General features: G+C 67.8%; 28 protein-coding genes. 7 read left to right on the forward strand and 21 right to left on the reverse strand.

Annotation, left to right across the window (positions count from 1 at the left end; translation table 11 throughout):
• Window positions 1–41 precede the first annotated feature (41 nt).
• Complete coding sequence (locus tag KV110_RS37850) at window positions 42–3458, reverse strand: AfsR/SARP family transcriptional regulator (protein WP_218471909.1); 3417 nt, start codon at window positions 3456–3458, stop codon at window positions 42–44.
• A gap of 87 nt (window positions 3459–3545) precedes the next feature.
• Between KV110_RS37850 and KV110_RS37855 the strand changes: the two genes are divergently transcribed.
• Together KV110_RS37855 and KV110_RS37860 are read left to right on the forward strand one after the other, a co-directional pair.
• On the forward strand, window positions 3546–4013 hold the full coding sequence (locus KV110_RS37855; protein WP_218471910.1) for an SRPBCC family protein: 468 nt from the start codon (window positions 3546–3548) through the stop codon (window positions 4011–4013).
• A 45-nt stretch (window positions 4014–4058) separates the two neighbouring features.
• Complete coding sequence (locus KV110_RS37860) at window positions 4059–4928, forward strand: 1,4-dihydroxy-2-naphthoate polyprenyltransferase (protein WP_218471911.1); 870 nt, start codon at window positions 4059–4061, stop codon at window positions 4926–4928.
• Here the strand turns inward: KV110_RS37860 and KV110_RS37865 are convergent.
• The 5 genes from KV110_RS37865 to KV110_RS37885 form a co-directional block, all read right to left on the reverse strand.
• Window positions 4925–5308 (reverse strand): phage holin family protein, encoded by a 384-nt coding sequence (locus tag KV110_RS37865; RefSeq protein ID WP_218471912.1) that lies wholly within the window; start codon window positions 5306–5308, stop codon window positions 4925–4927. The genes KV110_RS37860 and KV110_RS37865 overlap by 4 nt on opposite strands.
• A gap of 141 nt (window positions 5309–5449) precedes the next feature.
• Window positions 5450–6031: a Clp protease N-terminal domain-containing protein gene (locus KV110_RS37870; protein ID WP_218471913.1), complete on the reverse strand. Its 582-nt coding sequence runs from the start codon at window positions 6029–6031 to the stop codon at window positions 5450–5452.
• Window positions 6031–6252 carry a helix-turn-helix domain-containing protein gene (locus tag KV110_RS37875; RefSeq protein WP_218471914.1) on the reverse strand — a complete coding sequence of 74 codons (222 nt, stop codon included), beginning with the start codon at window positions 6250–6252 and terminating at the stop codon, window positions 6031–6033. Before KV110_RS37875 ends, KV110_RS37870 begins: the two co-directional genes overlap by 1 nt.
• A gap of 116 nt (window positions 6253–6368) precedes the next feature.
• Window positions 6369–7454 carry an L-cysteine desulfhydrase Cds1 gene (gene cds1, locus KV110_RS37880; RefSeq protein ID WP_218471915.1) on the reverse strand — a complete coding sequence of 362 codons (1086 nt, stop codon included), beginning with the start codon at window positions 7452–7454 and terminating at the stop codon, window positions 6369–6371.
• Window positions 7451–7807 (reverse strand): DUF4229 domain-containing protein, encoded by a 357-nt coding sequence (locus KV110_RS37885; protein WP_218471916.1) that lies wholly within the window; start codon window positions 7805–7807, stop codon window positions 7451–7453. The genes cds1 and KV110_RS37885 overlap by 4 nt, the downstream gene beginning before the upstream one ends.
• 183 nt (window positions 7808–7990) lie before the next feature.
• On the opposite strand from KV110_RS37885, the gene KV110_RS37890 reads away from it, so the two are divergent.
• Together KV110_RS37890 and KV110_RS37895 are read left to right on the forward strand one after the other, a co-directional pair.
• Window positions 7991–8200 (forward strand): BldC family transcriptional regulator, encoded by a 210-nt coding sequence (locus KV110_RS37890; protein WP_218471917.1) that lies wholly within the window; start codon window positions 7991–7993, stop codon window positions 8198–8200.
• A gap of 117 nt (window positions 8201–8317) precedes the next feature.
• Window positions 8318–8527 carry a hypothetical protein gene (locus KV110_RS37895; protein ID WP_218471918.1) on the forward strand — a complete coding sequence of 70 codons (210 nt, stop codon included), beginning with the start codon at window positions 8318–8320 and terminating at the stop codon, window positions 8525–8527.
• Between the two features lie 28 nt (window positions 8528–8555).
• Here KV110_RS37895 and KV110_RS37900 read toward each other — a convergent pair whose 3' ends face one another.
• A complete protein-coding gene (locus KV110_RS37900; RefSeq protein WP_218471919.1) occupies window positions 8556–8768 on the reverse strand; it encodes a hypothetical protein in 213 nt (70 codons plus the stop codon).
• 121 nt (window positions 8769–8889) lie between these two features.
• On the reverse strand, window positions 8890–9495 hold the full coding sequence (locus tag KV110_RS37905; RefSeq protein ID WP_218471920.1) for a DUF8020 domain-containing protein: 606 nt from the start codon (window positions 9493–9495) through the stop codon (window positions 8890–8892).
• A 308-nt stretch (window positions 9496–9803) separates the two neighbouring features.
• Here KV110_RS37905 and lppU point away from each other — a divergent pair, with 308 nt between their 5' ends.
• Window positions 9804–10463, forward strand: coding sequence for an LppU family putative lipoprotein (gene lppU, locus KV110_RS37910; protein WP_218471921.1), 660 nt, complete (start codon window positions 9804–9806; stop codon window positions 10461–10463).
• 23 nt (window positions 10464–10486) lie between these two features.
• On the opposite strand, the gene ccsB is transcribed toward lppU, so the two are convergent.
• The 7 genes from ccsB to hemL form a co-directional block, all read right to left on the reverse strand.
• Complete coding sequence (gene ccsB, locus KV110_RS37915; protein WP_218471922.1) at window positions 10487–11455, reverse strand: c-type cytochrome biogenesis protein CcsB; 969 nt, start codon at window positions 11453–11455, stop codon at window positions 10487–10489.
• A 2-nt stretch (window positions 11456–11457) separates the two neighbouring features.
• Entirely contained in the window at window positions 11458–13119 is a 1662-nt protein-coding gene (gene resB, locus KV110_RS37920) for a cytochrome c biogenesis protein ResB (RefSeq protein WP_218471923.1), read from the reverse strand.
• Window positions 13116–13958: a cytochrome c biogenesis CcdA family protein gene (locus KV110_RS37925; protein ID WP_218479387.1), complete on the reverse strand. Its 843-nt coding sequence runs from the start codon at window positions 13956–13958 to the stop codon at window positions 13116–13118. Before KV110_RS37925 ends, resB begins: the two co-directional genes overlap by 4 nt.
• Window positions 13959–14019: 61 nt before the next feature.
• Window positions 14020–14271 (reverse strand): hypothetical protein, encoded by a 252-nt coding sequence (locus KV110_RS37930; protein ID WP_218471924.1) that lies wholly within the window; start codon window positions 14269–14271, stop codon window positions 14020–14022.
• Window positions 14268–14912 (reverse strand): TlpA disulfide reductase family protein, encoded by a 645-nt coding sequence (locus KV110_RS37935; protein ID WP_246634211.1) that lies wholly within the window; start codon window positions 14910–14912, stop codon window positions 14268–14270. The genes KV110_RS37930 and KV110_RS37935 overlap by 4 nt, the downstream gene beginning before the upstream one ends.
• Window positions 14909–15589, reverse strand: coding sequence for a histidine phosphatase family protein (locus KV110_RS37940; protein WP_218479391.1), 681 nt, complete (start codon window positions 15587–15589; stop codon window positions 14909–14911). Before KV110_RS37940 ends, KV110_RS37935 begins: the two co-directional genes overlap by 4 nt.
• Window positions 15590–15966: 377 nt before the next feature.
• Window positions 15967–17304, reverse strand: a complete 1338-nt coding sequence (gene hemL / locus KV110_RS37945; RefSeq protein ID WP_218471925.1) for a glutamate-1-semialdehyde 2,1-aminomutase — start codon at window positions 17302–17304, stop codon at window positions 15967–15969.
• Between the two features lie 164 nt (window positions 17305–17468).
• Here hemL and KV110_RS37950 point away from each other — a divergent pair, with 164 nt between their 5' ends.
• Window positions 17469–17852, forward strand: coding sequence for a hypothetical protein (locus KV110_RS37950; RefSeq protein ID WP_246634212.1), 384 nt, complete (start codon window positions 17469–17471; stop codon window positions 17850–17852).
• Window positions 17853–17857: 5 nt separating this feature from the next.
• Here the strand turns inward: KV110_RS37950 and KV110_RS37955 are convergent, their stop codons facing one another.
• The 6 genes from KV110_RS37955 to hemB form a co-directional block, all read right to left on the reverse strand.
• Window positions 17858–18100, reverse strand: a complete 243-nt coding sequence (locus tag KV110_RS37955) for a hypothetical protein (protein ID WP_218471926.1) — start codon at window positions 18098–18100, stop codon at window positions 17858–17860.
• Window positions 18101–18183: 83 nt separating this feature from the next.
• Window positions 18184–18423, reverse strand: coding sequence for a hypothetical protein (locus tag KV110_RS37960; protein WP_218471927.1), 240 nt, complete (start codon window positions 18421–18423; stop codon window positions 18184–18186).
• Between the two features lie 49 nt (window positions 18424–18472).
• Window positions 18473–18721 carry a hypothetical protein gene (locus KV110_RS37965; RefSeq protein WP_218471928.1) on the reverse strand — a complete coding sequence of 83 codons (249 nt, stop codon included), beginning with the start codon at window positions 18719–18721 and terminating at the stop codon, window positions 18473–18475.
• A complete protein-coding gene (locus tag KV110_RS37970; protein ID WP_343224148.1) occupies window positions 18718–19290 on the reverse strand; it encodes a hypothetical protein in 573 nt (190 codons plus the stop codon). The genes KV110_RS37965 and KV110_RS37970 overlap by 4 nt, the downstream gene beginning before the upstream one ends.
• Before the next feature lie 306 nt (window positions 19291–19596).
• Window positions 19597–20127 (reverse strand): hypothetical protein, encoded by a 531-nt coding sequence (locus tag KV110_RS37975; protein WP_218471929.1) that lies wholly within the window; start codon window positions 20125–20127, stop codon window positions 19597–19599.
• The gene (gene hemB / locus KV110_RS37980; protein WP_218471930.1) at window positions 20124–21101 is read right to left on the reverse strand and encodes a porphobilinogen synthase; all 978 of its coding nucleotides are present in this window, start codon (window positions 21099–21101) and stop codon (window positions 20124–20126) included. The genes KV110_RS37975 and hemB overlap by 4 nt, the downstream gene beginning before the upstream one ends.
• Window positions 21102–21364: 263 nt before the next feature.
• Here hemB and KV110_RS37985 point away from each other — a divergent pair, with 263 nt between their 5' ends.
• A complete protein-coding gene (locus tag KV110_RS37985) occupies window positions 21365–22150 on the forward strand; it encodes a hypothetical protein (RefSeq protein ID WP_218471931.1) in 786 nt (261 codons plus the stop codon).
• The last annotated feature ends 7 nt before the right edge of the window (window positions 22151–22157 follow it).

Below are 22157 nucleotides of genomic sequence, written 5' to 3' on the forward strand. Positions count from 1 at the left end.
GCCGGTCGACCACGGGTCGACCGGCGTTCCGGCCGGTCAGCTCAGCGCGCCTCTTGCCACTCCCGCAGCAGCCGCATGATCCGTTCGGCGGAATCCCGCCGGCGCAATCGGTTCGCCGCGGTCCTGGCCGCCGCCACCCGGTCCGCGCCGAGCACCTGACCGACCAGGTCGGCGTGCCGCGACCAGCGCATCGACGGAAAGTCCTGGCGGCAGAAGACATTCGGCGCCAACGCCACCAGCTCCAGGCCACGCACCGGATCACGTTCGGTGACAACCAGATACGAGCCGACCGTGCAGGCGATCGCACCGATCTGTGGCAGATCTCGATGCTGCGCCAGCATCGGCGCCGCGCCATCGACAATTTGATCGACGAGCTCGTCCGTGGTATCCGCCGCGCCGTACAGCACCCGGGCGGCCAACACCGACGCGCCGAGCATGAGAATCCCCGGCCCTGGATTCACTTCGATCCCCGGCCAGCCGGACAGTTCCAAAGCCCGCTGGTAGCGGGCGAAACCACCCTCGATATCGCCCTCGGCGAGCGCCACCTCGGCGGCGCTGTGCAGCACCGTGGCGAGCAACTGATTGTGCCCATCGACCGGGCCGTCGACTTCGGCCGAACCGAGCGCGAGATCCAATTCGTGCCTTGCCTGTTCCTGCTCGCCGTTGCCGACCAGCGCCGCGACCAACAACGCGCGGGTCTCCACGGTGTCCTCGTAGGCCCCCAAGCACTGCAGCAGGCCGAGCGAACGGCGGTAGTACGCCACCGCTTTCGGGTACTCGGCGACCTGGCCGTACACCTGGCCCAGATGCCTGCACACCATGGCCGCAGTCCACACATTGTCCCGTCCGAAGGTGTCCAGCGCGCGGACCGCGTCCGCCATCGAGCCACGCAGGTCACCGAGGTTCTCCCGTAAGTTCGCGCGCAACAGTAATGCGGTGGCGTGGGTTTCGGGGTCGTCGGATCGGACGGCGTGTGCGATCAACCGGGACAGGCCCCGGCCGTCCGGCCGGGTCAGCACGAGCCCGGCGACAAAACGATTGTTCTGGGTGATATCGGCCCGGCTGCGCAGCAGTCGGCGCACCCGCGACCGCACTCGCGCGAGGTCACGCACGCCGCCATTGCTATAGGCCAGGTGCATGAACATCGTCTGATAGCTCATCAGCACCAGGTCGGGGTCGGGCGCGTCCGGGCCGGTCAGGGGCGGGTGGAGGGCGGCGACCCGCGGGGCCCAGCCGACCACCTCCATGTGCGAACCGCGCAGCACCCACAGCATGGAGACCACCGGGAACACCGTGTACGCGGTCAACGCGTCCCGGCGATCGAGCGCATAACGCAGTGCCGCAAGCAGATTGTCGAGCTCCGTGCCCACCGACAGCGCCAGCTCCATCTGGTCGCCGGTGAAGTAGCGTTGTGCGGCGTCGGTGGCATAATCCTTGGCCCACGCCATCATTCGCTCGATCACCAGGTCGGCCTCGGCCGGGCTGCGGGACAGCTGTTCTTCGCCGTATTCCCGCACCGTTTCCAGCATCCGGTACCGGGTGCCGAGGACCTCGTCATCGAGCAGGGTGAGCAGCGATTGGTTCACCAAACCGTCGACGGCCGTGGCCACGTCGTCGATCTCGGGTCCGCTCGCGACCTGCTCGGCGGCCGACAGCGTGAAACCCGCTGGGAAACGGCATAATCGGCGCAACGCCCGCTGCTGGGCGTCGTCCAGCAGGTGCCAGCTCCAATCGATCACCGCGTGCAAGGTCCGGTGGCGTTCCGGCGAACTGCGATCACCGTGGCGCAGCAGCGCGAACCGATCCGTCAGGCGCAGGTTGATCTCCTCGACGCTCATCACCCGGGCTCGCGCGGCGGCCAGTTCGATGGCCAGGGGCAGACCGTCCAGGGTGCGGCACAGCTGGGCGACGATCTCGGGATCGAGCCGGACACCGGGACGCACCGCCATGGCGCGCGCCGCGAACAACTCGGTCGCAGGCGATCCGGCCGGGTCAATGGTCAACGGCGGCAACGGGTACACGGTTTCGGCGGTGATCATCAGCGGGGCCCGGCTTGTGGTCAGCACGGTCAGCCGATCCGCGACGCCGATCAGGTCGGCGACCAGCACGGCGACGGCGTCGATCAGGTGCTCACAGTTGTCCAGGATCAGCAGCATCGGGCGGGCCGCCACGGCTTCGCGCAGGCGTTGGCGGGCGTCGACCCGGTTGCGCAACGGGGTGGTGCCGTACCCGACATCGCTCAAACCGAGCGCCGCACTGATCGCGGCCTCGATCTCGATCCTGGCTTCGGCCCCGTCGGCGCGGACCGACGCCAGTTCGACCAGCACCACCCGCCGGGTGTCAGCCACTCGGGTGCCGAGTTCGTTGGCGATCCGGGTCTTTCCGGAACCGCCGGGGCCGAGCACCGTGGTCACCCGTGAGACGTGCAGCAATCGGTCGAGCGCGGCCAAATCGTCCTCGCGGCCGAGCAATACGTTGGGCGCCGCCCGCAGCCCGATCGCCGCGGGCAAGGCGAACTCCGGGGCGGCGTCGGGCGCTGCGGAGCCGCCATTGTTCGAAAGCCTTGCCGCGCCGAGCGTTTGCGCAGCCGCTGCCGCCCCGGCTCCGGGTGCGGCAAAGTTGTTGCCGCCCAACGCGTTGCCGCCAGAGTTGTTGCGGCCCAATGGTTCGCCACGCAGGATCGCTGTATTCAACTCGACCAGCGCCGGTCCAGGATCCGCACCGAGGCGCTCGGCGAGTAGTTCCCGGAAGGCCGCGAAGGAGGTCAGCGCCTCATTGGGGCGGCCAGCGGCGGCGAGCAGCCGCATCAGCGCGAGCTGCGCGGGTTCGTCAAGCGGATCGGCATCGGCCCGGCGCCGGGCGATCCGCAGCGCCCCGTCGATATCGCCGTTCGACTCGCGCGCCGCCAGTTCGAGCGCGTCCAATTCGGCGAGTCGGCTCGACGCCACGGCGTGCAGCGCGTCGGCGACCTCCCCGGGCGGCAGATCGGCGCCGGGCTCGCCGCGCCACAACGCGCGGGCGTGCGCAATGGTGTCGAGACAGGCCGCATGGTCACCGGCAGCACCGTATTCGCGAGCCCGACCCACCAGTTCGGCGGCGAGTGACAAGTCGACTCGGTCGGCACGCAACGTCAAGCGGTAGCCGGCCGGGCCGATCTCCAGCGCACCGTCCGGCAACAGGGAACGCAGCCGGGACACCTGGGTGTGCAGCGCGTTCATCGGCGCCCGCGGCGGCTGCTCCCCCCACACGTCGTCGATGAGCGACTGCGCGCTGCGACTACGGCCGGGCCGCATCGCCAAGGCGGCGAGCAGCAAGCGCGAGCGGGCCCCCGGCAGCGCGGCCAGCACGCCGTCTCGACGCAGCGCGATCTCGCCCAGCAGGGCAACCACGACCGGTTCGCCTGCGGGCGTCCGCAACACTTGACCGCGCCCATGCGGGCCGCTCTGATCCGACAACATTCCGCGGCCATCGTATGCGAGCGGCAGGGACCGGGCCGACCTGGCTTTTCGCCCCATTTCCGGTGGTCTGTCACCTACGCTGTCGGCATGGCTGAGTTCGAAGTGGTCCGGCAGGCCGTGATCTCGGCCGAGCCGTCGCGGATTCACGGGTTGATCGACGACTTGCACGAGTGGACCAAGTGGTCACCGTGGGAGGACATCGATCCACAGTTGCAGCGCACCTACTCGGGGCCGGACTCCGGGGTCGGCGCCGAGTACGCCTGGCACGGCGACCGGAAGGTCGGCAGCGGAAACATGGCGATCGTCACGAGCGCCGACCGCGAGATCGGCATCCGGCTGACCTTCGAGAAGCCGTGGAAGGCCACCAACCAGGTCCTGTTCGAGCTGAATCCGACCGAGTCCGGCGCCACCCAGGTGGTCTGGCGGATGACCGGCGAGCAGCGGGGATTGATGCGCGTGCTCTCGAAGGTGATCCCGATGGATCGGATGGTCGGCAAGGACTTCGAGAAAGGGCTGGCCCGGCTGAAGGCCGTCGCCGAGGCGGGCGCGGCCTGAGCGGCCCGAACAGCCCGAAACACCCACGCCGATTAAGCTGCGGGGATGGCTACTGCAGCGCAATGGATCGAGGGCGCGCGTCCACGCACCCTGCCGAACGCAATCGCCCCCGTGCTGGCCGGAACCGGCGCCGCCGCCTCGCTCGACGGCGCGGTGTGGTGGAAAGCCGTTCTCGCGCTCCTGGTTTCGCTGGCCTTGATCGTCGGCGTCAACTTCGCCAACGACTACTCCGACGGCATCCGCGGCACCGACGACGTGCGGGTCGGCCCGGTGCGGCTGGTCGGGCAGCAGCTGGCCTCGCCCGCCGCCGTGAAGAATGCCGCCATCGCCAGCCTCGTCCTCGCCGCGATCATCGGGCTGATCCTGGCCGCGACCACGGCCTGGTGGCTGCTGCTCGTCGGCGCGGCCTGCCTGGCCGGGGCCTGGTTCTACACCGGCGGCAGCAAGCCTTACGGCTACAGCGGATTCGGTGAGATCGCGGTCTTCGTGTTCTTCGGCTTGGTCGGCGTGCTCGGCACCCAGTTCGTCCAGGCCGAGCGGATCGACTGGGTCGGTGCGCTGCTCGCGGTCTCGGTCGGCGCGTTCTCCAGCGCGGTGCTCGTCGCGAACAACCTGCGCGATATCCCGACCGATACCCAGTCCGGAAAGGTCACCCTCGCAGTCAAACTCGGCGATCCGCGCACCCGCACCCTGCATCTGGCGCTGCTCGCCGTGCCGTTCCTCGCCACGCTGGCCCTGATCGCCCGCACCCCATGGGCGCTGGTCGGCCTGCTCGCGATCCCGCTGGCCGTGCGCGCGAACGCGCCGGTCCGCTCCGGCAAGGGCGGCCTGGAACTTATTCCCGCCCTGCGCGACTCCGGCCTCGCCCTGCTGGTCTGGTCGGCCCTGACCGCGCTGGCCGTCGGGTTCGCTTAGTCGTTGTCAGGTACCAGGATGCCGAAAATCCAGTTCACGATCGAGACGATCAGGCCGCCGATCACCGCGGCCCAGAAGCCGTCGACGCGCAGGCCGTAGTCGGTGGTCTCGGTGATCTTCGCGGTCAGCCACAGCATGAGCGCGTTGATCACCAGCAGGAACAGGCCGAGCGTGACGATCACCAGCGGCAGCGACAGCAGCTTGACGATCGGTTTGACCAGCGCGTTCACCACGGTGAACACCACGGCGACGGCGAGCAGGACGAGAATCTTGCCGCCGTTGCCGTTCTCCGCCGGACTGATGATGTCGATCTTGTCGACCCAGGCGGCGGCCAGCCAGATGGCCACGGCGTTGATGATCAACCGAATCAGAAGCTGCATGCGCTCATGCTAAGGCGAGTGCCTCGCCTACGCTCGGCCCGACGCGGCTGACGACGGACTTCGTCCGGCTGCGCCCGTCATGCTGTCGGGTGGACATGTGCCGACTCGAAACGCGAATCGCGCCGACACCTGTCCATCACTTCAGGCTGCGCGGTCGAGCAGGGCGAGCACCTTGGACCGGATGTCCTGGATCGAATCCGAGCCGCCGAGCAGGCGCTCGGTGGTCTGATTGGGTGCGCGCAGGATGCCGAGCAGCACGTGCGCGGATTCGATGGCCTTGTCCTTGCGGGCGAGTGCTTCCCGCAGGGACAGCTCGAGCACCTTCTTGGCCTCCTTGGTGAACGGGATATGCCCGAGATTGCCGCCGCTGCCCCAGCCGAACAGCCCACGCCGCTCCGGCGGTACCGCGCGGTCGAGTGCGTCCTCGCCGAAGTTGGCCTCCAGGGATTCCCGCACGGCATCGAGATCGATGCCGATCGAACGCAGCGCCGCGGCGTCCTCCTCCCCCAGCGGTTCGAACTTCCCGCGCGCGGCCAGCGCGCTCATCACCCCGTCATGGGTGATACCCGCCTCGGCCAGTAGCGCCTTCAGTTCCGGCTCGCTCTGCGACAACAGGCCGAGCAGCACATGCTCCACCTCGATGTTGGGCGACCGCAATTCCCGCGCGTCTTCCTGAGCCATCACGACGGCCGTCCGCGCTGATCTGGTGAACCGTTCGAACATCAGCGGTCCCCGCCTTTCCGATTGTGCTTCTGGTGGGCTGCCTGCTTGCTGACCTCGAGCGCCTCGGCGATCGCCTGCCAGGACCAGCCCTGGGCACGGGCATTGGCCACCTGGATCGCCTCGAGACGTTCGAGCAGCCGCCGCAGTGCGAGCACCGCGCGCAGCCCGACCTTGGGGTCGGGACTGCCCGCGGCGGCCGCCAGAGTGGTTGCTTCAGTCATGCCGTCAATTTTGATTGACGCGACGGGCGATGTCAATCAAAATTGACGAGCGTTCGCTGTCGGAGAAGTGCGGCGGCACCGCGCCGTCCGGCGCAGGCCGATGTCGTCGAGCGGGTTCAGCCAGCCCAGATGCCGGTGGCGGCGAACTTGTCCAGGATCGCGGTCGGTTCGGCCAAGCTCATGCCCTGCGATTCGACCCACGCGTCGTCGAAATACGTTCCGGCATAACGGTCTCCGCCGTCACACAGCAGAGTGACCACGCTGCCGCCACGGCCTGCCGCGAGCATTTCGGAGATGATGGCGAACACGCCCCACAGGTTGGTGCCGGTCGAGCCGCCGACCCGGCGGCCGAGCACCCGGCTGGCGTAGCGCGCCGCCGCGATCGAGCCCGCGTCGGGCACCTCGAGCATCCGGTCGACCACTTCGCCGACGAACGAGGGCTCCACCCGCGGCCTGCCGATACCCTCGATGCGCGAAGACATTCCGGTCTCATAGCCTGCGTCACCGGTCTCATAACCACCGTAGAAGGCCGAATTCTCCGGATCGACCACGGCCAATCTCGTTGCGTGCCTGCGATATCGGATGTAGCGGCCGATGGTGGCACTGGTGCCGCCGGTACCCGCACCGACCACGATCCAGTCCGGCACCGGGTGCGACTCCAAAGCCATTTGCTGGTAAATAGATTCGGCGATGTTGTTGTTGCCGCGCCAGTCGGTGGCACGCTCGGCATGGGTGAACTGATCCATGTAGTGGCCGCCGCATTCGGCGGCCAGCCGGGCCGCCTCGGTGTACATGTCGGGCGGACGCTGCACGAAATGGCAACGGCCACCTTGTGCTTCGATCAGCGCGATCTTTTGCGGCGAGGTGCTCGCTGGCATCACCGCGACGAAATCCAGGCCGAGCAGTTTCGCGAAATACGCCTCGCTGACCGCCGTCGAACCGGACGACGCCTCCACCACGGTGGTGCCCTCGGTGACCCAGCCGTTGCAAATCGCGTACAGGAAAAGGGATCTGGCCAGCCGGTGCTTGAGACTGCCGGTGATATGGGTGGATTCGTCCTTCAGATACAGCTCGATATTCCACGCGGCAGGCAGCGGGTACCGCAGCAGATGGGTATCGGCACTGCGCTGCGCGTCGGCGTCGATCAGCCGCACCGCGTTGTCGACCCAGTCGCGTGGCGAGCTGCGATCACAGGACTTCACGAGGACGCCCCCTGGTTGTCCTCCGGCGTCTCGCCGCGCAGCCGGGCCCGCAACTGGGCCTTGTCGCGGCGGCGGCGCTCGTCGACCACCGCGATGTCCTCGTTGACCCGCGTGCGCAACCGCTTGAACAGCGTCAGCGACAGCGGCATCGCGATGATCAGCGCGAACAGCGCGGCGACCACCAACGGGATATCCACCGAGACCAGCCGGGCCACCAGCACGATCAGCACGGTGATCACCACGACCAGGGCCAGCCTGGCCAGGGTGTACAGCGCCAGATCGCGGGCGAGCCGACGGCCCGCGCCAGCGGTTTGCTGTCCTGGAACACCATCTGGTGGAGTTGCGTCACTCACGTCGCTCAGCCTATGCGAAGCTGTTGCCCGCCCTCGGCTCGCGCCTGTCGCCGAGGTCGCGAGCGTATCCGTTTTGTCTATTACTTCCCCTTTACCAACAGTAGGTGGTTCGAGTACCTAGGGGTTTCAGTGCAACGATGACGCCATCTGATGAGGGAACTGTCGAGAACGGAGAGGTTTGCTATGAGTGCGATCACCGTCGGCGGCCAGGACACCCTGCTGACACCAGGGCAGGTTGCTGCCATGTTCCACGTCGATCCGAAGACCGTCACCCGCTGGGCTCATGCCGGTCGTCTCGGGTCGTTGCGCACACCGGGCGGGCATCGCCGGTTCCGCGAATCAGAAGTACTTCAGCTGCTCAGGTCTCTCACCACTGAGGCCACCGCACGCTGACCACGGGACGCGCGGGCCCATCGTGCCGGGGCCCGCGCCCACCCGGGGACAGATTTCGCGTCCGCGGTGTGCCGCAGCGACGCACGGGACTACCCTCGTAATCAGGAGGTGAGCGACGTGACGTACCTGTTGGCACTCATCGCGGTAGTGGCAGTCGCGGTGCTGTGCTGGAAAGCGTTCGGCCCCGAGAAGTCGGCCGGACCGAGCGCCCCCCACACGCGTCCACCGCAACGCAAGCGAGTCCTCGGGCCGGACGACGACCCCGAGTTCCTCTGGCGGCTATCCCGCCAGCATCGCGATGGAGATTCCGGCAGCACCGAGCGCTGAGCGCCCGGCCCGGATCCCCTCCATCGCATTACTTCTCGCCATCGGCATAGTTACGCGCGTGCAATCCCTCGCTCGCGCGCAGCCGATTGGCGAGCACCGCCAAATAGTGCTGCGCCTCCATCGAGAGGCCGGCGGCCGTGCGCACCAGCTTGCGCAACGCGCCATTGTTCAACTGCTCGACCAAACTCCCGTCCGCATCGATTACCGCATCCGGGAGATAGGTGAAGTCTTCGGAATCCAAGAGCCCGTCCCCTCAAACCTGTGTGCGCCGGATCAGCGCCTCGCATGTAGACAAGACACGGCGTTTCTCCCAACGGCACGCCGACAGTCACGTGATATGCGCCACTAACTTTCCGGCGATCTCACGGCTCACCGTTGACGACCGCGGTCATCGCGTCCAGGAATGACTGGCCGCCGGTGAGGTAGCCGCCGGCGATCGCGCCGACGACCAGGCCGATGGGGCCGGTGAGGATGCTGAAGAAGCCGAGGCCGACCAGGCTGCCGAGCAGGCCGCCGAGCAGGCCGCCCGCGACCACGCCGACGACGTTCTTGTTCAGCTCGGCGATCAGCCGGGCCATCGAGCTGATGGGCTGCATCTCGCCGATCGCCTCGGCATCGGCTTTCGGCGTGAGCACGAGTTCTCGCCCGTTGTCGCTGATCTGGTGCGCAACCGACAGCCTGCTGCCGGAAACCTCGTAGGTCAGTGGAACTCGGGCGACGACGGCACCCGCGGCGGAGGTCAGCGCGACCGCCGCGCCGTTGTCGGCCAGCGCGAAGGTGCCGCCCTCGACGGCCGTGGTGATCACTCCGGCGTTGTCGGTCAACACGGTGCGGTACCCGATTCCCTGCTCGACGCCGGACGTCGACGGCTCATCGGGGGCCGACGTCTGGGCATGGACAGTCCCCGCAGCTATTCCTACCGCGGCGACGGCAAGCACGGTGGTGGCGGCGAACAGGCCGAACTTCATTCAGCATTTCCTTCTCACGGGACGTCCGGCTCGGACAGCCAGATGACGTGTACAGCGACACGTAGCTTGTTGCCCAACAGGACAATTGGTAAGAGTCCCGCCGGTCATCGTTGTCCAATTGTGACCTAGTCAAACGACCTGGACCAGCGCTGATGACGCGCCCGTGCGCCCGGAACGTGTTGCAGGGCAAAGGCTCGACGGGCAGGCGTCGCATGGTGTAAGCATTGCGTGAGCTGCAAAGTGCAAGTTTCAAACTTCGAACCCGGGTGGGGGCGGGGTCGAAGCGTTACCGCCATGGAGGACCTTTCGTGCCCAGCCCACGCAAACGTGCAGCAATAACCCTGTCGGTCTTCGTAATCGGAACGGCACTGGCGACGGCCGTGGTCGGCGCGGTCGCCCTGTCGCTGAATCCGCCCGAGGAGTCCACCGCCAACGGACAGGGACGTGCCGACGAGACCGGCAGCGCGGCAACCACGTCGATACCGCCCTCGGTGACCGAGGAACCCCAACTCCTGGCGACGACGACACCGCCGCCGCCCAGCTCCGCCGTTCGCGGCGCCGTCAATAAATCCGCCGCCGTCCTCCCGGTTCATGTGGGCGAGTGTGTGGAACTGCACGGCACCGGCGAGCACACCGTCATCGGGAAAACCGCCTGCGGCAGCGCGAATTCCACCTACCGGATCATCGAGAAAACGCAGGCGAACAGCCAGTGCCCCAGCGACGCCGACCACACCCACAACCACACCGGAACCGCACTCTGCCTGGACATCGATTGGATCGTAGACGGCTGCATGGAACTGGTTCCGCACCAACCGAAGCGCATCGACTGCACCGTCCGCGGTGTTCCCGACGCGGTCAAGGTGGTCGAAATCAAACAAGCCACCACCGACGTCAACGCCTGCACCTCAGGCGACCGCGGAATCGTCTACCACCAACGCCAATTCGTCGTCTGCGTCGCCAGGTTGTGACGCTGCGCGACCAACCAGTCCGCTCAGTTGAGCCCGGCGTAGCTGTGCAGGCCGCTGATCACCATGTTGATGATGAAGAGGTTGAACAGCATGGCTACGAAACCGGCGACGTTGATCCAGGCCGCCTTGGTGTCGCGCCAACCCGAGGTGGCGCGGGCGTGCAGGTAGGCGGCGTAGAGGACCCAGGCGATGAAGGAGCAGGTTTCCTTGGGGTCCCAGCCCCAGAAGCGGCCCCAGGCGGCTTCGGCCCAAATGGCGCCGAGGATGACGCCAGCGCCGAAGAGGGGGAAGCCGATGATGGTGGCCTTGTAGGCGAGGCGGTCGAGGGTGCGGGCGTCGGGCAGGCGGCGGGCGATGGTGCCGAGGACGTTGGTGGACTCTTGGCCTTCGGGCTGGCGGAGGCGGAAGAGGAACAACAGGCTCGAGACACCGGCGAAGAGGAAGACGCCGCTGCCGATGCTGACGATGGTGACGTGGATCGGGAGCCAGAACGACTTCAGGGCCGGAACCACGGGGGCCGCGTCGGCGTAGAGGATGGTGCCCGCGAGGAACAGCAGGATCAGGACCGGGACGAGCAGGAACACCCACATCGACCGGTAGCGCTGCTCGCGCAGGAAGAGCGCGCCCATCAGGACCGCGGCGGCGGTCGCCATGGTGACGAACTCGTACATGTTGCCGAGCGGAAAACGGTGCGTCGCGAAGCCACGCAGCACGATCGAGGCGATGTGCAGGACGACGGCCACGACGAGCACCGAGAACGCCATGTTGCCGAGGCGCTCGGACAGCGACTTCTCCGGCGGACCGACGACGCGACCGGGCAGCGCGGGATCGTTGCCCGGCCCACCGACGGACACGAGTTCACGCTCGGCGACCTGACGGCTGCGCGCGGTGGCGTACTGCCAGATCAGCAGCACCAGCACCAGCGCGTAGACCACGATCGCGGTCTTGAACGAGAAATCGCTGTAGCGCGCGATGGTCTCGTTGATCGGCATCTCTACTCTCCCGTGGTCTTCGCGGCGGCCGCCGAGTCGGGCCGCGCGTCGAGCAGGCGCGCGCGTAGCCGGTCGAACTCGCTGCCCCAGCCCGCTTGATCGGTCCGCGCAAGCCCGCCCATTTCTACTACGGTGCGTCGTTTGCCCAACGTACCGGCTCGGTCCTCGTCGGGATAGACCCGGACCCAGATCCGGCGGCGCTTCACCAGCAACGAGACCAGCAGACCCGCCATCATGGTCACCGCGCTGATCAGCACCCACTGCTGGGCCGGATCGTGCGACACCTGCAGGTTCACGAATTCCTCTGCACCGTCGAAGGTCACCTTGGTGCCGTTGGGCAGGCTGGTCGACTCGCCGGGGCGCAGGTTCACCCTGGCCTCCTTGCTCAGTCGCCCCTGCTTGACCTGCTCGGGGTCGAGCGCGAACAGCGACTGCGGCTTGCCGGTGTCCAATCCGGTATCGCCACGGTAGATGTCGACGGCGACGGCCGGATCGTTCATCTCGGGAAACGCCGAAGTCATCAGGGTGCCGTGGAACAGCGCGGTCGGCGCGAACAGCCCCTCGATGGCGATCTGGTTCTTGCGGCGTTCCTCGTCGGTGGCGTACATGCCGCCGGGCGGGTCGATCCGCAGCACCCCGCTGGACAGGAAGGTCATCGCGTCGTCCGGCCGCCACTGGATCGACTCGGTGCGAGTCTGTCCGTTCGGGAAGGTGACGGTGAACTTCGGCGCGAAACCGTGGCCCTGCAGATAGATGCGATCCCCCGCGACCCGCAACGGATGGTTCACCTGGATCTGGGTGGCCCGCCAGGTGTTGCTCTGCAGATCGTCGCCGGACTGGTATTCGATATTCGAGGTGAACATCTCGGCTTGGCCGTTGGACAGGTAGTCGGCCTTGAAGTCCTTGACCCGCACGCAGATCGGCGCCATGCCGGTGCCGTCGTTGACATTGCCCGCCTTGAACGAGTCGAAGACGGCGGGCGAGGTGGTGCAGAAACCGGGACCGTTGTTCGCGATGACGATGACGCTGCCCTCGTAGCCGAACAGCTTGCCGACCGCGATGGCGATCAACAGTCCGACCAGGGCGAGGTGGAAGACGAGGTTGCCGAGTTCGCGGGTGTAGCCCTTCTCCGCGGCGAGGGTGATTTCACCGTCGCGAGTGCCGGGTCTGACCTCGGTTCGCCAGCCGCGCAACTCGTTACGCACCTGTGTGATGACATCATCCGGCGTCTGCTCGGCGGCGCCGGAGTAGTGGTGCGGCAGCCGGGTCAGGTTGCGCGGCGCCCGCACGGGCGGGGTGCGTAACGCGCGATAGTGGTCGACCGTGCGCGGCAGAATGCAGCCGACCAGCGAAATGAACAGCAGCACATAGATGGCCGTGAACCAGAAGCTGGCGAACACGTCGAACAGCTCGAACCGGTCCATCCACGGACCGAGCGTCGGCCGGTCGGCAATGTATTGGGCGACCTTCTGCTCGTTGAGATTTCGCTGCGGCAGCAGCGCGCCGGGAATCGCGCCCAACGCGAGCAGGAACAACAGCACCAGCGCGGTGCGCATGCTGGTCAGCCCGCGCCAGGTATTGCGGACGAACGCCACGAGGCGGCCGAGCGGCGATTGCCGCGGCGGTGACACTGGTTCGCTCACCGGTTGGTCTGTCATGGTCATATCGGCAACGTCACCTCGGAAACGAACGCGTCGCGCACCCAGCTGACGAACTGGTCCCACATCCCGGTGACCAGCGCGATGCCGACCGCGACGAGCAGCATGCCCCCGACGACCTGAATGGTTCGCGAATTGCGGCGCAGCCAGCCGACACCGCGCAACGCGCTGGCGGACCCGAACGCCAGGATCACGAACGGCAGACCGAGACCGAGGCAGTAGGCGACGATGAGCGCCACCCCGCGCACCGCGGTGGTCCCGTCGGTGCCGGCGGCCACCGCCATCACGCCGGACAGCGTCGGGCCAAGGCATGGCGTCCAGCCGAGCGCGAATACGCCGCCGAGCAGCGGCGCGCCCGCGATGCTTGTCAGCCTGCGCGGTTCCATCCGGGTGTCGCGCTGCAACGCGGGCACCAGGCCGATGAAGACCAGGCCCATCAGGATGGTGACCACACCGCCGACGCGTTGCAGCAGTTCACGATTCACGTTCAAGGTCTGGATGACGCCGAAAACCGTCGCGGTGGCGAGCACGAACACGACGGTGAATCCCGCGACGAAAAGCCCCGCCGCACCGGCCACCCGCATCCGTCCGGCACGCGCGTCGCGCTTGGCCGCCTCGACGGCAACCGAACCCGACTGGGCCCCTTGGGCTTGCGCGACGGTGGCGGGCGGCGCCTCGGCACCGACCAGCCCGGCGAGGTAGGACAGATAACCCGGCACCAGCGGCACCACACACGGTGAAGCGAACGACACCAGTCCGGCCAGCAGGCAGGCCCCCAACGCCAGCAGCAACGGTCCGCTGGCGGCCGTCTGCTGGAACGAATCCCCCACGGCGGCAAGCACCATCACTCAGCCACCGTGGTCACGCGGGACATGGTCGGGAACCGCGACGCCGCTGGAACGGGGCTCACACGCCCTCACCCTCCGGCGTCTCCTCGGCCGGTTCGGCATCGCCGCGCAACACCACGCGCTGTTCGGTCGTCTCCTCCGTGGTGTCGAACAGCACGGCGAAGTCGAGCAGCGAGTCCGCCGCGACGCTGCGCGGCACGGTGGCAATGCCCTTCCATCGGTCGTCGACGGCCCAGGCGCCGCCGATACGGCGGGCACCCTGCCGGGGGCGACAGGCACGCAGGGTACGGGTACGACGATCGCGATTCACTGTGCTTCCTCCGAGGCGATTCTTTGAACGATCGGTTGCAGATCGTCGGCCAGCAACGAGCGCAGGAACACCGCGGCGACGCGGTGCTGACGATCCAGGATCAGGGTGGTGGGAATGACGCTGGTCGGGAAATTGCCACCGAGTGCGAGCAGGGTGCGCATGGACGGGTCATAGATGGACGGGTAGCCGACCTTGTTGTCGACGACGAAGTCCTGCGCCTTGTCCTGCTGCGGGTCACGGACGTTGATGCCGAGGAAGGCGACGCCGCTGTCTTTCGTTGCCGCGTAGACCTTTTCGAGCGCGGGCGCCTCGGCGCGGCAGGGACCGCACCACTGGCCCCACAGGTTGAGGACGACGACCTTGCCGGGGAAATCGGCCACCGAGACGGTCTTGCCCGTGGTCATCAGATCGGGTCCGGCCAGCTTGCCGATGGTGCCGCGCGAGCTCGGCGGGTCGTAGAAGATCTCGGTTTTGCCGCCGGGTGAGACGAATTCGAAGGTGCCGCCGGAGGCCACCGCGTCCTTACCGCTCGAGCAGCCGGCGAGCGCGGCGATCAATGCCACGCACGCCAGCAGAGCCGGAACTACCCGCCGGGCAGCGCGCGCGGCGGGCGGTGTGACGGACGGGGTGGACCAGTTCATGCGCCGTGTACCGAGGGGTCCGAACCACCCGCGGGCTCGGAGTAAACGATGTCGACGAGAGTGTCGCCCTGGTAGACCAGCGACGTCAGCGACGCGAGCGAGCACTGCCGCTGCCGCGGGTCGTGCCAGAGCCGCTGCCCCTGCAGGAACCGGCGCAGCGTCCAGACCGGCAGCTGATGCGACACCAGCACCGCCTCGCGCCCGGCCGCCTCGACGCGTGCCTTGTTCACCGCGGCCAGCATCCGGTGCGCGATCTGCAGGTACGGCTCGCCCCAGGACGGGGTGAACGGATCGCGCAGCTTCCACCAGTGTCGTGGCTTGCGCAGCGCGCCGTCACCGACGGAGACCCGCAGACCCTCGAAGGTGTTGCCCGCCTCGATCAGGTTCTCATCGGTTCGCACGATCAGATGATGTTGCGTGGCAATGGGTTCCGCGGTCTCCTGGGCCCGCTGCAGCGGCGAGGCGATGACCACGGCGATGTCGTGATCGGTCAGCGCGCGCGCGACGGCGCCCGCCTGCGACCGGCCGGTCACCGACAGGCTGAACCCGGGCAGCCTGCCGTAGAGAATCCCGTTCGGGTTGTGCACCTCACCGTGCCGCAGCACGTGCACGATCGTCTCCACGGGCGCGGTGCCGGCATCGTGCACTCGCTGTTCCGCGCTGGCGGCGTTCGGCATGGACGCCGAACCCGTTGCGGCACTGGCGTTTTCCTCGTCCGACGGGGTCTTGTCGCCCGATGCGGCGGCGGCGAATTGAGCGCCCGCATCGATCACCGTGGACTCGGCAGCCGAATCCGCGACCGGCGCGGCACCCAAACCGGCCACACCGGATTCGACGGCACCCGACGCGGGGCGGGAATCGGCGACCGGCGCGGTACCAAGCCCGGCGACCGACCCGGCCGCGGCGGACTCGGTACTCGACTCGACAGCATCCGACTCGGCGGCAGGCTCGATACCCGGCTCGACGGCATCGGCGGTACTCGCCACGTCGGCGGGGTCGGTGGCGGACTGTGCTAGCTCGCGCTTGTCGGCATCGGGCTGATCGTGATCGGAGCTCACGCGCGGGATCCTTCGGGAGTGGCGGCCGCGGCCGCGTGTGCGGCGGCGGGCAGGGCGGCGGCGATACGGTCGAATGCGTCCTCGTCGAGCGCCGCGGAGACGAACCACGCCTCGAAGGCGCTCGGCGGCGCGTACACGCCACCGTCCAGCAGTGCGTGGAAGAACGCGGGGTAGCGCCAGGTCTGGCTCGCCTTGGCGGCGGCGTAGTCGGTGACCGGGCGTTCGGCGAAGAACACGCTCACCATATTGCCCGCGAATTGCACCTGGTGCGCAACGCCTGCGGCACTGAGCGATTCACCGAACAATGCGCCGAGCCGTTGCGCGTTGCGGTCGAGCGCCGCGTACACCGCGTCGTCGGCCGCGCGCAGCGTGGCCAGGCCCGCGGCGACCGCGACCGGGTTACCGGACAGCGTGCCCGCTTGGTAGACCGGGCCGAGCGGGGCCAGGTGATTCATGATCTCGGTGCGGCCACCGAACGCGGCGGCGGGCAGGCCGCCGCTCATCACCTTGCCGAAGGTGTAAAGGTCGCCCGCGACGCCCTCGCGACCGAACCAGCCCGCGCGGCTCACGCGGAAACCCGTCATCACCTCGTCCATGATGAGCAGCGCGCCATTGTCGGCGGTCAGCTTCCGTAGCCCCGCGTTGAAGCCGGGCAGCGGCGCGACCGCGCCCATATTGCCCGCCGCGGCCTCGGTGATCACACAGGCGATCGCGTCGGGGTGGGCGGCGAACGCGGCGGCGACGGCGTCGAGGTCGTTGTAGGGCAGCACGATGGTGTCGGCCGCCTGCGCGCCGGTGACGCCGGGCGAGGTCGGCAGGCCAAGAGTGGCGACGCCGGAGCCAGCGTCGGCGAGCAGCGCGTCGACGTGACCGTGGTAGCAGCCGGAAAATTTGATGATCTTGGCGCGCCCGGTGTAGCCGCGGGCCAGGCGGACCGCGCTCATGGTGGCCTCGGTGCCCGAGTTCACCAGGCGCACCCGGTCCACCGGCGCGACGCGTTCGATGATGGCCTCGGCCAACTCGATCTCCGCCTCGGTCGGCGCCCCGAAGGACAGCCCGCCGACCGCGGCCCGCTGCACCGCGTCGACCACCGCGGGGTGCGCGTGCCCGAGAATCATCGGGCCCCACGAGCACACCAGGTCGACGTACTCGTTGCCGTCGGCGTCGACCAGGGTGTAACCGTGCGCGGACGCGATGAATCGCGGTGTGCCGCCAACGGAGTTGAAGGCACGCACCGGAGAGTTGACACCCCCCGGGATCGCCGAACACGCCCGGTCGAAGAGCTGAGCGGAAACCGGCACCGATGCGCTGGTCACGCGCGGAGAAGAACTCACGACCTCCAGTGTCTCAGCCCGATCGGAACGGGTCGACGACAGGGTGTAGTGGTGGTGACGCAGACCGCAACACGCCGGGACGCTGTTTACGCCGTATTCGGTCGCCGCAAGATTGCTGGTGCGTAATCTCGGGCGTCAACATTCATCTGCCCCGGAGGATCTCTATGCGGTTTGCCATGTTCAGTGCTGCGGTGTCGACGGTGCTCGTCGGCGCGGCCGTCGCGTTCGGCGCGGGTTCGGCCGCCGCTGCTGATCCGGTCGTGCAGCCCGACCGGATCGGCTTGCAACTGAGTCATGCGGAAACCAGGGTCGTAGCCGACGGACCCATCCCGGCGGTGATCACCATGTTCGTACCGCTCAACCGGATCGGTGTCGGTCTGAAGGCCGACACCGGCATCTACAAGGACGAGAACGGTGGCGTGCACGCGTCGCTGCGGCAGGCGATCATGGAAGCGGCCAACCATCCCGATGGGACGATCACCCTGTACCTGAACGCCCCGGGTACCCGCAACGGCCGCGTGCTCGACATGTACCAGAACTGGAACTAGCGCACTCAGGCGTACATGCAGGGCACCTGCGCCGAGATGGTGTGCAGGTGGCACATGAACGCGTTGTACGGGCCCGCGGAACCGGAATCCGGCACCAGAACCGGTGCGTCGACCGAGCTCAGCGGTGCGTCGACGGCACCCGCCGGCTCGAGCGGAAGTCCGGGATTCGCACCCGCTGGCCCGGCGCCGATTCCGATCGCGGCGGCAAACGCCAGTGCGGCACAGACTTTCACAGCAAGCCGGTTCATCAAACCCAATCCTTCATCGACACACATATAGCTGACGGCCGAAATACTAACGGCCGCAGGGGCTCTCCCGCCTCTCCGAGCTCTTAGGTAATGCCGATGCACCACAGGGCGAAGCCGGTGGTCACCAGGCAGGCCAGTGGGGTGGGTAGGGCGTGCAACAGCGGTGGCGGCGCGCTTTGGATGAGCACCGGAACCGCCGCTGGCGGTGGGGCCGGGGACATTTCGGCGGGTGCGGCGGCCGCCGGAGCCACCGTTGCGGCGCCGATCATGCCGACGGCCGCCGCGCCGAGCAGTGTTCGCTTGACAGTGACTGTGGCTTCCATGGATTCGATGTTCCCGCGATCCGCGGGCCGAAACGGTGTCGGCGGCGGGTCAGCGGGACTGTCGCCTGCGCACCACGCGGGTGACGGCATCGATGGCGAGCACACCTGCGATCGCGAACAGCACCGTGGCGAGCACCAACCAGGGCGCGACGTAGCGGGTCGCGACGAATTCCGGCGCCTCGCCCATCGCAGCGAAGGTGGTGGTCTGGATGCCGTTGCGCCAGCTCAGTACCGCGGCGACGAGCCCGAGCACGACCAAGCCGAGTTCGACGGCGGTCAGCGTTATCCAACCCTTCAACGGTCCGCTCCGTTCTCGCTGTCCTTGCCCGCCACTTCGGTCGCGTCGGCCGACGCGGTCTCGCTCGCTTCCGCTTCGAGGTCATCGGACCTGGGTGGCTGACCGATGGCCGTGCTCAATGCGGCCCGTAGCGCCCGATGGTCCTTCGCCCAAGCCTGCACCAGAGTGCCGTCGGACAACCGCAACCCGATGCCGGTGCGTCGCCGGGGCACGCCGCTCAGCTCACCCAATGCTCGCGCCGACTCCCAATCCTCGTCGTCCCAGGAGTCGTCGTCGCGTTCGGGGAGCACGGCGGCGATGGAAGTGAGCGGCAGCGTTTCGGTGCCTTCTCGCAATGCGGTGTCGGTGAGTTCGACACTGACGTGCCGTCGTCCCGCAATCACTTGCAGCACAACGAATATCGCGATCAGCGAGCCGCAGAAAAGGAGGGCGAACCAGTGCACGGAACTACCGGTCACCAATTCGAGGATGAAAATGATCAGGCACAGAATGGGCCCGTAGGCCACGGTCCGCCACCGCGCGCCCGGTTCGGCGAACAACACGCCTGAGTCGCCACGCGCCTCGATCACGCGACCGCACCGCGAATCGACAAGTCGGAAAGCGGGATCAGCGGGTGAGGCCGGGCAGCAGCAGGACGGCGACGGTGAGCACTCCGAAGAGGATCAGCAGGCTGAGCACGGCCAACTCGCGCCGAATGCTCTGCGGCTGTTGGATCACCACTCGCATTGATGTCTCCGATTCCCCGGAGCCATTTGCCGAATTCCCGCACGTAATGCAAGACAACGTCTGACAAACAACTACCGGTTCCGATGTCCACTGTGACAACCCTCACGATACATGCCAGCGTTTCTCCGACAAACTCGGGCGCCAACCGTTCATCGTCGGCTCATCTGGAAATACGCGGTGGACTCCGGCCGGTGGGATAGGTAAATCGCGCCACCCGCGAGCACCGCTTGCACAATCGCGGCGCCGCCCGCCACCAGCGAGGCCGTCCCGGTCACCGAGTTGAACGCGAACAGTGCGCCGACCCCGATCACCACCAGCCACGCCCCGACGATGGTCAGCATCGTGCGGGCCCAGAGCTTGCCGCGGGCGAATTGGTGCACGATCAGCAGCGCGAGTCCGGCGACGGCCAGCCCGAGGAACACCACTACGACGTAGACGAGCGTGACCATCAATTCGGCGCTGGCCAGGGTGACCTGTGGGTCCTGCGCCCTGGCCTGCTCGAAGACCTGTTTGGCGAAGCTGTGTCGCTGCGGCAGCGCGGCGATCACCGACGCGACGAGCTGCACCACGCCGAATCCGACCACGCCCCACCACAATTGCCGGGAAGTACCGACATCTACCGGCATCGGCGGTGGCGCTGGCGGTGGCACGGCGCCGACCGGTCTCGGCAGGTTCGTCACGACAACCAGTGTGCGGCCTCGGTCGCCCAGTAGGTGAGCACGATGTCCGCGCCCGCCCGCCGGATCCCCATCAGCGACTCGAGGATGGCGCCACGGCGGTCGATCCAGCCGCGCTCGGCGGCGGCGGTGATCATCGCGTACTCGCCGGAGATCTGGTACGCCGCGACCGGGACCGGCGAGTGGTCGGCGACATCGCGCAGGATGTCGAGGTAGGACATGGCCGGCTTCACCATCACGATGTCCGCGCCCTCGGCCAGGTCCAGCTCGAGTTCCCGGATGGCCTCGCGGCGGTTCGCCGGGTCCTGCTGGTAGCTGCGCCGGTCGCCCTCCAGTGACGAGCCGACGGCCTCGCGGAACGGGCCGTAGAACGCCGAGGCGTACTTGGCGGCGTAAGCAAGGATGCCGGTGTCGGTGCGGCCGACCGCGTCGAGGCCGCGGCGGATCGCGCCGACCTGTCCGTCCATCATGCCGCTGGTGCCGAGCAGGTCGGCGCCGGACGCGGCCTGGGCGAGCGCCATTTCCACGTAGCGGTGCAGGGTGGCGTCGTTGTCGACGGAACCGTCGGTGGACAGCACGCCGCAGTGCCCGTGATCGGTGAATTCATCGAGACAGGTATCGGCCATGATCACAGTCGACGCACCCACCTCGTCGGCCAGCGCGCGCAGGCCGCGGTTGAGGATGCCGTCCGGGTCGCTGGCCTGGCTGCCGGTGGCGTCCTTGTCCTCCGGACGCGGCACGCCGAACAGCATCAGGCCGCCGACGCCCGCCGTCACCGCCTCGACGGCCGCTTTGCGCAGCGAGTCCAGCGAATGCTGCTGGACTCCCGGCATCGAACTGATTTCCCGCGGCTCATCCAGGCCGTCGGCCACGAACATCGGCAACACCAATTGCCGTGGCTCCAGTGTGGTTTCGGCCACGAGACGGCGTAGCGCGGGGGTGCGGCGCAACCGCCGCGGGCGGTCCAATCCGGTCATAACCGCACGATACGCCCGGCACCGGGAGCTGTCGCGAGCACCCGTCGCCTTCCGGCGCTTCATCCGGCGGAGCGCTCGCGCCATGGTCGTGGCGCGGGCTGTTTCGCACGACAGTAGTGCGCTGCCGTCGAAAGCACGGTCGAACCGACACGATCGAGAGCCGCGAAACCCCGCGCGGACAGTAACGGTGCGTGAAATCACACCTGTCATGCGGGCCGATGGCGCATACTCCGACAGGAGGGCGAGACCCCCTGGGGGACAGCATGACCGAACCGCACACCGCAATCTCGCTGGCCCGAGCCGCCGACTTCGAGTCGTGGGTGGCGGTACTGCTTTCGGACTGGTGGCCGGTGCTCACCGGTGGACTCACACCACCGGAGACGACGCTGCGCTCGTGGCGGGCCGCCGACGGCAGCGGACAGATCTTCCGGGTCGAGTTCATCGCACGGCAGCTGGCCGAGCCCGAGTTGATGACGGTGGCGCGGCGCGCCTTCGACCAGCTCGGCATGACACCGGACGAGCGGGAAATGGCCCAGAGCCTGGGTAGACATCTGGTCGGGCACACCGAGGACGCCACCGTGCAGCTGCGCTTCTCGGACACCGCGCACACCATCTTCCTGCGCCTGCAGAGCAGGCCGTGCCAGGTATCGGCCGCCGCGGGGCGGCAACTGCGGGCGATGCCCGACGCGACGCTGCCGTTCCCGAACACCGCGACCGGACCGATGGATATCCGGGTCGCGCGCAACAGCGCCCGCCACCTGCTCGCCCAGCACAGCGAGCGGTTCGCGACCCCGGCCGATCCGTTCCAGCTCGGGCCGCAGGGGCATGTTTCCGATGTGGGCTGGGCGTTCGTCTTCCCCTGGTCCACCACGTCCTGGTATGCCGACGGCACCCCGCCCGCGCTCGCTCCGGGCACCAAGGGACCGATCGTGGTCGTCAAGGACACTGGAGACACCTGGCTGCTCGACAGCCTCAGCAGCTACGAATCTCAACTCGCCGGCTATGCCGACGCCAACGGCTATCGGCATGGCACCCCCGATCCGGCCTGAAAGGTCC

The organism is Nocardia iowensis (genome assembly GCF_019222765.1).
Lineage (GTDB): Bacteria > Actinomycetota > Actinomycetes > Mycobacteriales > Mycobacteriaceae > Nocardia > Nocardia iowensis.

What these genes read in the sequence shown, in the direction of transcription:
- KV110_RS37850 (WP_218471909.1), bottom strand. Translation starts at nt 3,458, where the DNA reads ATGTTGTCGGATCAGAGCGGCCCGCATGGGCGCGGTCAAGTGTTGCGG.
- KV110_RS37855 (WP_218471910.1), top strand. Translation starts at nt 3,546, where the DNA reads ATGGCTGAGTTCGAAGTGGTCCGGCAGGCCGTGATCTCGGCCGAGCCG.
- KV110_RS37860 (WP_218471911.1), top strand. Translation starts at nt 4,059, where the DNA reads ATGGCTACTGCAGCGCAATGGATCGAGGGCGCGCGTCCACGCACCCTG.
- KV110_RS37865 (WP_218471912.1), bottom strand. Translation starts at nt 5,308, where the DNA reads ATGCAGCTTCTGATTCGGTTGATCATCAACGCCGTGGCCATCTGGCTG.
- KV110_RS37870 (WP_218471913.1), bottom strand. Translation starts at nt 6,031, where the DNA reads ATGTTCGAACGGTTCACCAGATCAGCGCGGACGGCCGTCGTGATGGCT.
- KV110_RS37875 (WP_218471914.1), bottom strand. Translation starts at nt 6,252, where the DNA reads ATGACTGAAGCAACCACTCTGGCGGCCGCCGCGGGCAGTCCCGACCCC.
- KV110_RS37890 (WP_218471917.1), top strand. Translation starts at nt 7,991, where the DNA reads ATGAGTGCGATCACCGTCGGCGGCCAGGACACCCTGCTGACACCAGGG.
- KV110_RS37905 (WP_218471920.1), bottom strand. Translation starts at nt 9,495, where the DNA reads ATGAAGTTCGGCCTGTTCGCCGCCACCACCGTGCTTGCCGTCGCCGCG.
- ccsB (WP_218471922.1), bottom strand. Translation starts at nt 11,455, where the DNA reads ATGCCGATCAACGAGACCATCGCGCGCTACAGCGATTTCTCGTTCAAG.
- resB (WP_218471923.1), bottom strand. Translation starts at nt 13,119, where the DNA reads ATGACCATGACAGACCAACCGGTGAGCGAACCAGTGTCACCGCCGCGG.
- KV110_RS37925 (WP_218479387.1), bottom strand. Translation starts at nt 13,958, where the DNA reads ATGGTGCTTGCCGCCGTGGGGGATTCGTTCCAGCAGACGGCCGCCAGC.
- KV110_RS37935 (WP_246634211.1), bottom strand. Translation starts at nt 14,912, where the DNA reads ATGAACTGGTCCACCCCGTCCGTCACACCGCCCGCCGCGCGCGCTGCC.
- KV110_RS37940 (WP_218479391.1), bottom strand. Translation starts at nt 15,589, where the DNA reads ATGCCGAACGCCGCCAGCGCGGAACAGCGAGTGCACGATGCCGGCACC.
- KV110_RS37950 (WP_246634212.1), top strand. Translation starts at nt 17,469, where the DNA reads ATGCGGTTTGCCATGTTCAGTGCTGCGGTGTCGACGGTGCTCGTCGGC.
- KV110_RS37955 (WP_218471926.1), bottom strand. Translation starts at nt 18,100, where the DNA reads ATGAACCGGCTTGCTGTGAAAGTCTGTGCCGCACTGGCGTTTGCCGCC.
- KV110_RS37960 (WP_218471927.1), bottom strand. Translation starts at nt 18,423, where the DNA reads ATGGAAGCCACAGTCACTGTCAAGCGAACACTGCTCGGCGCGGCGGCC.
- hemB (WP_218471930.1), bottom strand. Translation starts at nt 21,101, where the DNA reads ATGACCGGATTGGACCGCCCGCGGCGGTTGCGCCGCACCCCCGCGCTA.
- KV110_RS37985 (WP_218471931.1), top strand. Translation starts at nt 21,365, where the DNA reads ATGACCGAACCGCACACCGCAATCTCGCTGGCCCGAGCCGCCGACTTC.